The following is a 12,564-nucleotide window of genomic DNA, read 5'->3' on the forward strand; positions in this document are numbered from 1 at the left end:
TTAGTAAACGGATCCATCCTAGTAAATAACATTCGAAAAGCAGGATCGAGTGTAATGGCAAGGAGAGCTGCAATTGCCATTGTTAGGTTCTTTGAAATGGCAAGAGGTCTAAACAATTTCCCTTCTTGGTCAACCAAGGTAAAAATGGGGAAAAAAGCCACGGCTATGATTAAAAGCGAAAAAAATACGGATGGTCCTACTTCTAAAAGTGCTTCCAATCTGATCGCATGAAAATCGCCTACTCTCCCAGAGGATTCCCATTCTTCTAATTTTTTATATGCATTCTCAACTTCAACAATGGCTCCATCGACAAGAACACCAATAGAAAGTGCAATCCCCGCCAAGGACATCAGATTCGATCCTATGTCAGCCAAATACATTGGCAAAAAAGAAAGGATCACTGCAATGGGAATTGTTAAAATAGGAACAATGGCAGAAGGAATGTGCCAAAGAAAAACTAATATGATGAGAGAAACTACAATGATTTCTTCCGTCAGTTTTTCTTTGAGTAATTGAATTGTCTCTTTGATGAGGATCGAACGATCATAGACTGGAACAATTTTTAATCCTTTTGGCAAAGAAGGTTCCATAGATTTAATTTTTGCCTCAATGGACTCTATGACTTTTAAGGCATTTTCTCCATGCCTCATAATCACAATTCCAGATACTTGATCCCCTTCTCCATTCCAATCACCCACACCACGCCTAAGATCAGGACCATCCACTACCTTTGCCACTTGTGATAAATAAACGGGCGTACCTGAAGTGTTTGCACCCAGTGATATCTGTTCAATATCCTCTTTCGACTGAACATACCCCCTAACACGAATCATATACTCTGCACCACCAATCTCAAGAAGCCTAGCACCAATGTCATCATTGGATTTTCGAACCGTATCAATGACACGATCCATATCAATTCCAAAGATTTGCAGTTTGAGAGGATCGATTTGAATTTGGTATTGTTTTTTGAATCCTCCAACGCTCGCAACTTCTGCCACTCCAGGAATGGAGTTAAAAAGATATTTTAACTTAAAATCCTGGAATGATCGAATCTCAGCCAGATCCATTTTACCTGACTCATCAACTAATGCGTATTGATAAATCCAACCCACTCCTGTGGCATCAGGGCCTAAACTTAAATTAACACCGGCAGGAAGATTCGTCTGTAATTGTGATAAATATTCATTTACCCGAGACCTTGCCCAATATAAATCCGTCCCATCTTCAAAGATTACATAAACAAAAGAGTATCCAAAATCTGAAAACCCTCTGATCGCTTTGACTTTTGGTGCTCCTAATAATGATCTTACGATAGGATAAGTCACTTGGTCTTCAATGATATCAGGGCTTCTATCCCATTTTGAATAAATGATTACCTGTGTATCTGACATATCAGGCAAAGCATCCAAAGGAATATTTTTCATTGCAAATACGGATAAAATCACCAAAAAAACTGATACAAAAATAACTAAATACCGGTTGTTAGCTGAAAATTTAATGACTGTGTTGATCATTTTTATCTCCACCTAACTTTAGTTTTGATTCGGAATCCAAAAGAAAATTGGCTTTGGATACAATCTCATCGTTTTCTACAAGACCTTCTGTGACCTCTGCCCATTCTGAAGAGGCAAAACCCAACTTGATTTTTTTTGGAGAAAACTGGTTTGTTCCTGTTTTTAGATATACCAAGTCAGATTTACCTGTAGGGAAAATAGATTCCTTGGGGATTCTTAATACATTCATCTTCTGGATTCCGAAAATGCCTTGCACATACATTTGAGGTTTCAACTGATGATTGGGATCTAATACTTCGCACCAAACTGACAAAGTTCTTGTTTCCTGGTTAATTAGATTCCCTAAGGCAACGATTTTTGCTTTGGTAGGGAAATTCGCTTCAGTTGCATTGGATATATCAACTAGTTTCCCCATTTTTAAATGATCTACATCATTTTCATAGACTTGGAATACCAGTAAGGCAGTATTTCCAAATCTACCCGTCAGAAACAAATTCGAATTTTTAGAAAGGACATATCGTATCTGGATATCACTTAAACCAAGTTTGGCGAATTTTAGAAAGATCCCTTCCCGAATTACTTTCCCCCATTCATTCTCAGATCCAATGGATTTATATTCATTAACAGTTGAAAAAATTTCCGGATCAAATGCAACCTGGCCACTTAAATTGATATTTTTAATGATATCCCCTTTGGTGACAGAGATTGTATCCAAATTCATTAACGTCTGCTGACCTGCAGAAAGATTCAATCCTTGAGAAACCTCTTCCGAATGAGTTGTATGGTTCGGTTCTATCATAGGATTTTCTTTTTTAACCAATTGCATTCCGCATATGGGGCACTCACCCGGATGATCCATCTCAATTTGCGGGTGCATGGGGCATGTATAAATCTCTTTATGTTTGTGGTCCTCTTTCACACAAGAGATAACAAAGAATATAAATACAAGACCTGTGATTACGATTCGATTCATTTTAATTTTCATATTCTCCGCCTTCGGGGATCAAATGATTGGTTAGTTGCAACAGTTTCACTACAGAAACCCATCTTCTATATTCGATTTGGTGCAATTGTGACTGCATCTCTAACGAATCAGCAATGAGTTCGTAACTTTCTCCCAAAACACTTTCTCCTTTCGAATACGAAGAAAGGGAAGATTTGATATTTTTTTGTAAGCTAGGGAGTAATTGGTTTTTAAAATTTTCTAATCGCTGCTGATTTCCCTTCCATACTTCTAATGTCGATTGGTATTCAGACTTTAAACGAATTCTCTCTTTTTCTTTCTCCTTCTGTAACCTTTCGATTCTAAACGAATTGGATTGATTGAGTTCACTTACTTTTGCCAAAGACCATACAGGAACTCGAACGGTAACACCAGCACTCCATAAATCTCCAGAGAATTCTGGATTATCCATGATAGAAATATTAAGTGGTCCACTATCTAAGAGGAAGGGTTTTCGTCTACGCTGCATGTAACTCACAAAAATCTCAAAATCTGGGAGATGTAAAATTTCATCTTTTTTTGATTCTTGGATGGCCTTCGATTGATTGGTCTCTGCAAATTGGATCAAAGGGAGGTTTGACAAGGATTGAGCAGATAAATCATTTTCTAATGACCTTTCTTTCGCAGAAAGGTACTGAATGATTTCTTCTTCTGCAATTGGGGTAAGTCCGACATGACCTTCAAAGAATCCTAGCGATTCTTTTAGTTCTCTTATAGCAGTATTTTTTTCAATGATCCTATCCTTTATTTTCTCAAGGGTATTTTTTGTTTTTAGAATACTAGATAAATTGGATTTGTCGGCGATGTATTGCGTCTGTTCTAGTTTTCCTTTTGTGATAAGCTCCTTTTCAATCTTTGTCAGGTCGACTAACTCCTTCTCTAAGGCGGCTCGCGATAACACTAATTCAAAATACGTTTTAATAAACTCATTCTGTAACCAAACCCCACTCCAATAATCTAATTCCGATTCTGATTTGAGTATTTGTTTTTCTAAATTTAATTTTCCTGGAAATGGAATTTCTTGAGAAATCGAATATTCTTTTCCTGTCATACCGGGAGTGTCTGGATTAGATCGGTCAGTATTAAACCCAGAACGGTTAGGATAAGACCTGTAGGCAAATCCAATTTTTGGATCTGGATATACATCTGCATGTTTTGATCTAAACTCTTTTTCTTTTGCTTCCAAAAATTTCAGTGATACTTCTGGATGTACCCTTAGAATTGTGTTAATTTTTTTATCGATTGTTGTTACATTTGTCTCTGCATAAACGGGCAAAATAAAAAAATGATACAAAATAATAGTATATTTTAATGTATTAATATAATAAGTCCTCATTTTCAAACTCCTTTGTTTTTATTTGAAAAACAAGAGTCTAAATGAGTAACTTTATGGTTTTTTGTTGGTTTTGAAAATCATCTTCAAAAATTAAAAATGATTCCCAGTGTTTTTGGTTTTCCGATAAAACCAAAATTGGTTCAACAGAAGGGGAATAGAATAAAAAATAAAAGCTAATCTGGAGTAATTTGGAAAGTGTCAGTTCATTAAAGATTTCTTGGCTTTTTGAATCTTCTAAACATTGACAATGATTTGTTTGGTTTGTGTTTCCTTCATCATCGGAACTGTTATGACAAGGGAATGTAAAGTCATTTTGGACTTCGACAATATCCCTTACATAACCAAATCCCGTTTTCGGACAATTGATCATCCCTGCCGAACAGAAAAGAACAAAAGCAAAAGATAGAAATAAAATCCAAGAAACAAACTTTTGATTTGTTTTGAGAATGTTTCCCTTTTGCTTCATCTTATCTCTTAGACCTGAAACCCATTTCAGTAGGCCAGAAAAAAAAGACAATCCATTTCATCCTACCCTTTCGCCTTCATCACATTGGGTTGGCCCGTCGAGGCAAGAAGAGCCCGCCACAAAGTACTCCTTTCGGGTCGTAACACCTTTCTTTCTGCAATGGCAAGTGAGATCGGCATAACCGTAAACACATTGTTCCAGATCCCAACCACACAACCTGTCCTACCAGCAAAAGCAGCATGGACCGCATTTTGCGCCAGAAATCCACAAAACACAGAATCTTCGGCATTGGCAGGAACCGAACGAATGATATAACTGGGATCAATGTATTTTAAATTAAGGTTCACTCCTTCCTTTTTAAAATAATCAGTAATTTTATCTTTGATAAAAATTCCAATGTCCGCCAACTTCTTGTTCCCTGATAAATCTTTTTCACCTTTATCTTCAAAGAACTTTTGACCGGCACCTTCCGCTAAAATCACAACAGCATGACCTCTCCTTTGGATCCGTTCTTTTAAAACGGTAAGAAAGGCACCCTCTCCCTCTAAATCAAAATCAAGTTCTGGGATGAGGACAAAATTAACATTTTTGGAGGCAAGGGCAGCATTCACAGCAATGAATCCAGAGTGGCGACCCATTAGTTTCACAAGACCGATTCCATTCGGTGCCCCTTTAGCTTCTTCATGAGCACAATTCACTGCTTCTACCGCCTTACTAAAAGCAGTCGAGAATCCAAATGTTTTTTGGACATAGTTGATATCGTTATCGATTGTTTTGGGAATCCCAACAATGGCAATGTCTTCTTTTCGTTTGCGAACTTCTTCTTGGATGGCCTGAGCCCCGCGAAGAGTTCCATCACCACCAATACAAAATAACATCTTCACTCCATAGAGGAACAATGTATCGACCATATCTCCAATATTTTGGTTCCCACGAGAGGATCCTAAAATGGAACCACCGAAGTTCATGATATGAGCTACCTTATCGGGTGTAAGTTCCACGGGTCTATGTCCATATTTTTTCACAAGACCTTCGTATCCAAAAGGAAATCCCAAAATACGAGGCACTTTGTAACGATAATGTAATTCCATCACAAGAGCACGGATTACATCGTTGATTCCAGGGCAAAGACCACCGCAAGTCACAATCCCTGCAGTGACTTCTTCAGGGCGAAAATAGATTTTTTCTTTAGGGCCTGCTTGTTCAAAAAATACGGGGCTTGTTTCTACGGTTTTTCTAGCGTCCTCTGGACCTGAAAATATGGTTTGGAAAAGTACAACGGAGTTATCTTCTGTCCAGTAGTCATACCCTGCTGGGTTTGGGATGGTGCAGGGTCCAAATCGTTCAACCTTAGTATCATTTTCATTCATCGCTTCCACTTATAACAAAAAAAGAGCGAGAAGAAAGCAAATTTCATTGCCAAACTAAGGAAAAGCAGGCAGAAATGCTTTTAGATGCTTAAAAAGATAGTACTAACAACCATTCTCGCCTCTATGACGAGCCTTACTATTTTTGCGCAAGGCCTACCCTTCTTTTCTAGTTATTCTTTTTCCGATCCTAGAGCTTCTTTGTTCCAAGTCGGAGGTTCACATAACGGGAATTTGGCGATCCTTATCCCTTTTCGATTCCCGAAGGAATTGGAACTTGGATTCGATGGCATACTTCCAAAGTCCAATGACCCAATGGCAGGGATTCAAATTTTTTCCCCGGTCATTCCCTTCACAACCACGAACCCATACAGAAATCCAGAAGGAAACTTTGACGTCCGACCGGAACGGATGAACTCGGCCCTACTTTCTTACCAACCCAATGTGACTTATGTGTATTATCGAAATGGATTTACCTTTGATTTGGGTCTCAGCATGGGAATGTCGTTGAACCAAGGTGGTTCCGGTTATGTCGATGTGGCAGAGTCAAAAGTTCGGATCAAATACCGACTCAATCGCAATCTATTTTCCTTTATTAAAAACTCTCGTTGGGAACTCTTTTTGCAACTTTCCGAACTACATAGATTTGATACTTCTGAATATGCAAACAGATTCAACTCATCCATTCGCGCGCAAGAACCTTCTCGAACCAACTTTGTGGGCAGACAAGTTTACGTAACACCGGGAATCAGTATCTCTAATAGTAACCTGACTCTAGAAGGAATGGTGAGAGTTCCACTCAACGCAAGGGAAGCGGGTCGCACATTGGATGACCTTTGGGCACCGGAAATCCAAGGAAACTTAGGCCTCAAATACTATATGCCAGTGGCACCATCCAACCACTCTAATTAGTTAGTCCTTCGTCAACTTCCACTCAAAACTAGCTAAACTCACGACCACTATCATTTCCAAAACAAAATAAATTTCACAAATGACCGAGGTCTTTTCCAAGTTCATAACCAAATAAAACATTGTGAAGGTGCAGTAGAAAAAATTGGCGATGGCAATCACTCGTAAATAAAATTTCCACTGAAAAGGATTTAAAATACAACATAACAAAGAATAAACGGCATAAACAAAAGGTAAGATTGATAAAGTATACAATGTTTCCATTGGCATCCCAAGTAAATCCACATACAAAGGAAGGACAAGAAAAAGTAACACCCCCGAAAGGATAGCACCCAGACCATCGATTAAAAAAATATACTTTGGATTGTTTTTTAAAAATTGAATTTGTGAATTCATAAATTGATTTATATTTCCTTTGGGCACATCGAATTTGATCTAATACTAGAACCCAATCCTATCACCGACCGGGCTCTCCGCTACAATCTTTCCAAATTCCTTATTGTATCGACCACTTATCTCATTCTGGAAAGGATTTTCGCTTTCGATCCCTTGTGCGGGAAAATTCAGAGTGGAAAATAAATTCACAGTCCGCAGTTATCTGTTCTTTTGTTTATGATTTAAAAATACCACTTAAATAAACATCAAGATCAATTTTAATGGGCATCAAATACATATTAAAATCAGAGTCAGAGCAGTAACGAATGACATCTTTTGCAAATTGTACATTCCAATCCATACTAAGATTAAAATTACTTGGAAAATAAGCCCGATTTCTTGATTCCCAATAACTTTGGGATTTTTCAGTGATTACGGGACTAATTCCAATATATACTTTTTTCCCTCTTAGTTTTTCCGTAAAAATATCAATCAGTCGTAAATCAAAAAATGGCTGTGTTAAAAATCCATCAGCACCAACATCAATTTTCATTTCAATATAATCAAATTCATCTTTAATACTTCCGCGATATTGATCAACGGCAGCGTAAACTTTTAAGGAACTCATTTCTTTTTTTAATTTTTTGATCAGTTTCACTGAAGTGGTTGGATACACTTTCCTAGACATATCTGTAGGAGGATCTCCCTTGATCACTACAACAGAGGATAAATTGTTTTTTTGAAGAAATTCAATGAGATAGTCACAATGATCTATATCAAAGTCAATCGCACGTAAATGCGGAATTACATTTGGGAAAATACTCTGAATCGTTGTGGCGGCAACCCAACTCCTAGTTTCAAATCGTAACAAATCCGGAATATTAATCCCTGAAATTTGGCTGAAATTATTTTTAACATAATGTACATCGCTTAACAATGTTGGAACATCTCTGGGGACCACTTCTAATAATATTTGATTCAAGATTAATCCTTATTTAACAATTACAACCTTTTAGTATCCAAATCAAGAGGCTAATATACGACATTCGACAATCAAACCATTTGGGTGGTATATGCGAATTTCGTATATTATCTCTAAGGGAAAAAAATTTGACTCCTGAAGAAACGTTTGATCGCAATGGCAAAATACAAACGAAATAAAAGAATTTCCTTTGTGTTATCCTTTGTTCACAAATCGTTTCCAAGACAAATCCACATCCGTCTTAGATATGTTTTCTTTTTTCCTAGAAATCCGAAATTTTTGATCCTGCCAAACAATCATAGTTTCCTCTGTTGGGCAACTGGCTTCCCCACAACTAACTTCTAGGATTTCTAATTCGGTATCTTGGGGTATATTTGTATATTCTTGTAACCAAGTGGCTAGTTTGGAATGGAAAGGAAACCCACCACCAAGCGTTCCTTTGGCGACAGATTTCCATCCGTGGTTGTGATTGTTTTGAATGAATCTCACAGAACCCTCCATCTCTAGTCTTAAACTTACTCTTTAAGACTTAGACTTACGAGAAGGATCGTAGTTGAGAATTGGTGACAACCAACGCTCCACTTCCGAAATTTCCATATTTTTGTCTTTGGCATAATTCACTACTTGGTCTTCATTAATCTTTCCAATAGCAAAATAACGAGAATCCGGATGTGAGAAATAATAGCCACTCACACTACTTGCAGGCCACATCGCACAGGATTCGGTCAGTTGGATTCCTGCATTTTTTTCTACGTCCAGAAGTTTCCAAATTTTTCTTTTTTCGGTATGGTCAGGACAAGCAGGATACCCAGGTGCCGGACGAATGCCACGATACTTTTCTCGGATCATATCTTCTCTGGAAAGATTTTCAGTCCTTCCAAATCCCCATTCGTCTCGCATACGGTGGTGCATATATTCAGCAAAGGCTTCAGCAAATCGGTCTGCAAGTGCTTTCACCAAAATGGCATTGTAATCATCTTGTTTTGCTTCGTAGGATCTTGCTAATTCTTCAATTCCATGACCGGCAGTGACTGCAAAATATCCAATATAATCGTTTTTCTTTTTATCTTTTGGAGCAATAAAATCCGCCAAACTGTAGTTTGGTTGATTTGTCATTTTGGTAGTCTGTTGGCGTAACATCGGATAGGTTCCCAAAGACTTTGTTTTGGAATCATCTTCAAAAATTTCTACCACTTCCCCATGAGAAACAGCAGGGAACATTCCAACAACAGCTCTCGGTTTGAGATTTGGATTTTCTATCATCTCTTTTAAGATGATTTGAGCATCATTAAATAGAGAAGTGGCTTCTTTTCCAATGACTGGATCTTTCAAAATTTGTGGATAACGACCCTTTAATTCCCAAGCCAAAAAGAAGGGAGACCAATCAACATAAGGAAGCAAATCTTGTAAGGTGACATCTTCAATTTTTCTAACACCTGTAAAACTAGGTTTCGGTGGGGTATAAGAATCCCAATCTGCTAGGAATTTGTTTTTAATCGCATCCTCAATAGGCAAAATGTTCCTTTCGTTTTCTCTCGAATAAAATTCTTCACGAATTTTTGTTTGTTCTTCAACAATAGACTTTGCATAATCCACTGCGGTTTGTGGATTGAGGGCACTGTTCATTACGTTCACAACTCGAGATGCATCCATCACATGAAGGACAGGTTTTGAATATTGTTCGGCAATTTTTACAGCAGTGTGAGCCGGCGAAGTGGTTGCCCCACCGATGAGAAGAGGTACTTGGAATCCTTGGCGTTCCATTTCTTTGGCCACATATACCATTTCATCAAGGGAAGGTGTAATGAGGCCCGAAAGACCTATGGCCGCTACATTTTCTTTTTTAGCGGTTTCTAAAATCTTTTCACAAGGAACCATCACTCCGAGGTCAATCACCTCATAGTTGTTACATGCCAAAACTACTCCTACAATATTTTTTCCTATATCGTGGACATCCCCTTTTACAGTAGCAATTAGGAATTTAGCTTGTTTACTTTCGTCTTTTTGGTTTCGTTTTTCTTCCTCCATAAAGGGAAGTAAGTAAGCAACAGCCTTTTTCATCACCCTTGCACTTTTTACCACTTGGGGAAGAAACATCTTACCGGCACCGAATAGTTCCCCTACCACTTTCATTCCATTCATGAGGGGCCCTTCGATCACTTCGAGAGGTTTTGCAAAACTTAGTCGAGCTTCTTCTGTATCTTGGGTGACAAATTCATCAATCCCTTTTACAAGAGCATGCGTTAGGCGCTCTTCCACAGATCCATTTCTCCAAACATCGTCTTTCTTTTGAACCTTGGCTTCCCCGTGGAAACTTCCAGCAGCTTCAATCAATCGTTCAGTGGCATCTGGCCTACGGTTTAGCAGTACATCTTCTACTAGTTCTAATAAGTCTTTTGGGATTTGTTCGTAAACTTCTAACATCCCGGCATTTACAATAGCCATATCCATTCCTGCTTGGATGGCATGGTATAAAAATGCAGAGTGCATCGCTTCCCGAACGGGGTTATTCCCACGGAAAGAAAAAGAAATATTACTTAAGCCCCCTGATACTTTCGCACCTGGACAAACCTTTTTAATTTCACGAGTGGCTTCGATAAAATCCACTGCGTAGTTATTATGTTCTTCAATCCCTGTTGCAACTGTCAGGATGTTTGGATCAAAAATAATATCTGTTGGATCAAAATCCAATTTTTCAACAAGTAAATCGTATGCCCTTTTACAAATACGGACTTTATCATCTTTGGTTGCCGCCTGCCCTTGTTCGTCGAAAGCCATCACTATGGCAGCAGCCCCAAACCTTTGGATGGTGCGAGCATGACTTAAAAAAACTTCTTCTCCTTCTTTCAAAGAGATTGAGTTTACAATTGGTTTTCCTTGGATACATTTGAGACCCGCAAGTAGTACAGACCATTTTGAAGAATCCACCATAAACGGGACTCGTGCAATGTCTGGTTCCCCTGCAATTAAGTTTAAAAACTTAGTCATGGAAGCTTCCCCATCAAGGAGAGCTTCGTCAAAGTTAATATCAATGATATTGGCACCGGCTTGGACTTGTTGCAAGGCCACTTGCACTGCTTCTTCAAAATTTCCATCTAAGATGAGTTTTTTGAATTTAGGAGAGCCTGTGACGTTGTTCCTTTCCCCAACATTGATGAAACCTTGGTCTTTGGTCAGTTTCAAAGGTTCAAGACCCGCAAAAGCACTGAGTTTCGGTTGTACTTTTAAGGGACGGGGAGCAATTCCAGAAACTGCTTCTTTTGCCGCACGGATATGGTCAGGTGTCGTACCACAACATCCTCCCACAATATTGAGAAAACCTGCTTCTGCAAAGTTTTTCATCCAACCACCAAATTCGTCCGGAGTTTGGTCATAACCACCGAAGGCATTGGGTAAACCCGCATTGGGATAACAGGAAACATAACAATCAGCCACTCGGGAAAGTTCCTCGATATAAGGACGCATCTCCCCGGCTCCAAGCGCGCAGTTAATTCCCACAGCAAGAGCCTTGGCATGTTTGATCGAAATATAAAATGCTTCCCCAGTTTGACCAGAGAGAGTTCGACCAGAGGCATCCGTGATCGTTACAGAAAGTACAACGGGAATTCGAATTTTACGTTCTTCAAAAACTTTCTCAATCGCATATATACATGCTTTTAGATTTAATGTATCAATATTAGTTTCTGGTAGGAGTAAATCCACACCACCGTCAAGAAGAGCCGATACTTGTTCATAAAAACAATCCACTAACTCATCAAAGGTGACTGCTCGAAAAGCAGGATTATTCACATCTGGAGAAAGAGATGCAGTTTTTACAGTCGGACCGATAGAACCTGCAATGAATAGATCTTCTTTTCCTGTTTTGGCTTTGAATTTTGCTACGGCATTTTTTGCACATTGTACGGCCGCAAGATTTAGATCCCTTACTGCCGATTCCATTTGGTAGTCCGCTTGGGACACAATGTTAGAACTAAATGTATTAGTTTCAATGATATCAGCGCCAGCCTCCAGGTATTCCAAGTGGACAGATTCAATGATATCAGGACGTGTGATGGCGAGAACATCATTGTTTCCTTTGATGGAAACCGGCCAATCCTTAAAACGATCTCCACGGAAATCGTCCTCTTCCAAAGAATGTCTTTGGATCATGGTACCCATAGCACCATCTAATACGAGAATTCTCTCGTTAATCAATTTTAAAAGGGATTTGGAAGAAGGATTGGTATATTCAAATTTCATAATATTATATCAGTATATTGAAAAGGGTATATGGCTTAAAGAAACCATACACCCTAAAATCGTTTATTTACTCGGATCGGAACACTTTGCACCTTTAAGAGGTGGTTTAGTAGTTACAATGACCGGGAATTTATTTGCTTCTTTAGCATTGACTTCAATAGAAGGTTTGTGTTTTTCCGGAACATCATAGTCCGGAAAAATCGCATCAATCGGGCATTCATATTGACAAGCATTACAGTCAATACAAGTGTCTGGATCGATGTACAGAGTGTCTGGAGCTTCGTGAAAAGCTTCGACCGGACAAACTGCAGCACAACTTGTGTATTTACAATCAACGCAAATTTCAGTAACAACGTAAGCCATGAGAAAC

The 12,564-nt window shown here is 38.6% G+C and carries 11 protein-coding genes; 1 reads left to right on the plus strand and 10 read right to left on the minus strand.

Features of this window, described 5'->3' with window-relative positions; translation table 11 throughout:
- The 5 genes from EHR07_RS02105 to EHR07_RS02125 all read right to left on the minus strand — a co-directional run.
- The coding region (locus tag EHR07_RS02105) for an efflux RND transporter permease subunit (RefSeq protein ID WP_135743555.1) at positions 1 to 1,517 on the minus strand (1,517 nt) is incomplete at its 3' end.
- Complete coding sequence (locus EHR07_RS02110) at positions 1,498 to 2,490, minus strand: heavy metal-binding domain-containing protein (RefSeq protein ID WP_244288900.1); 993 nt, start codon at positions 2,488 to 2,490, stop codon at positions 1,498 to 1,500. The genes EHR07_RS02105 and EHR07_RS02110, both read right to left, overlap by 20 nt.
- A gap of 1 nt (position 2,491) precedes the next feature.
- On the minus strand, positions 2,492 to 3,856 hold the full coding sequence (locus tag EHR07_RS02115; protein WP_135743556.1) for a TolC family protein: 1,365 nt from the start codon (positions 3,854 to 3,856) through the stop codon (positions 2,492 to 2,494).
- Positions 3,857 to 3,893: 37 nt separating this feature from the next.
- Entirely contained in the window at positions 3,894 to 4,322 is a 429-nt protein-coding gene (locus EHR07_RS02120) for a hypothetical protein (protein WP_135743557.1), read from the minus strand.
- Positions 4,323 to 4,384: 62 nt separating this feature from the next.
- Entirely contained in the window at positions 4,385 to 5,692 is a 1,308-nt protein-coding gene (locus EHR07_RS02125) for an ATP-dependent 6-phosphofructokinase (protein ID WP_135743558.1), read from the minus strand.
- A gap of 84 nt (positions 5,693 to 5,776) precedes the next feature.
- Between EHR07_RS02125 and EHR07_RS02130 the strand changes: the two genes are divergently transcribed.
- Complete coding sequence (locus EHR07_RS02130; RefSeq protein WP_208739675.1) at positions 5,777 to 6,601, plus strand: hypothetical protein; 825 nt, start codon at positions 5,777 to 5,779, stop codon at positions 6,599 to 6,601.
- On the opposite strand, the gene EHR07_RS02135 is transcribed toward EHR07_RS02130, so the two are convergent.
- The 5 genes from EHR07_RS02135 to EHR07_RS02155 all read right to left on the minus strand — a co-directional run bounded on the left by EHR07_RS02135 (position 6,602) and on the right by EHR07_RS02155 (position 12,557).
- Positions 6,602 to 6,994, minus strand: coding sequence for a hypothetical protein (locus EHR07_RS02135; protein WP_135743559.1), 393 nt, complete (start codon positions 6,992 to 6,994; stop codon positions 6,602 to 6,604).
- A 214-nt stretch (positions 6,995 to 7,208) separates the two neighbouring features.
- The gene (locus EHR07_RS02140) at positions 7,209 to 7,955 is read right to left on the minus strand and encodes a methylenetetrahydrofolate reductase (RefSeq protein WP_135743560.1); all 747 of its coding nucleotides are present in this window, start codon (positions 7,953 to 7,955) and stop codon (positions 7,209 to 7,211) included.
- Positions 7,956 to 8,150: 195 nt separating this feature from the next.
- Complete coding sequence (locus EHR07_RS02145; protein WP_135743561.1) at positions 8,151 to 8,444, minus strand: hypothetical protein; 294 nt, start codon at positions 8,442 to 8,444, stop codon at positions 8,151 to 8,153.
- Positions 8,445 to 8,477: 33 nt separating this feature from the next.
- Positions 8,478 to 12,194: a methionine synthase gene (metH, locus tag EHR07_RS02150; RefSeq protein ID WP_135743562.1), complete on the minus strand. Its 3,717-nt coding sequence runs from the start codon at positions 12,192 to 12,194 to the stop codon at positions 8,478 to 8,480.
- Positions 12,195 to 12,257: 63 nt separating this feature from the next.
- The gene (locus EHR07_RS02155) at positions 12,258 to 12,557 is read right to left on the minus strand and encodes a ferredoxin family protein (RefSeq protein WP_002980754.1); all 300 of its coding nucleotides are present in this window, start codon (positions 12,555 to 12,557) and stop codon (positions 12,258 to 12,260) included.
- Positions 12,558 to 12,564 lie beyond the last annotated feature (7 nt).

Origin of the sequence: Leptospira bandrabouensis, from assembly GCF_004770905.1 — a bacterium.
Classification (GTDB): domain Bacteria; phylum Spirochaetota; class Leptospiria; order Leptospirales; family Leptospiraceae; genus Leptospira_A; species Leptospira_A bandrabouensis.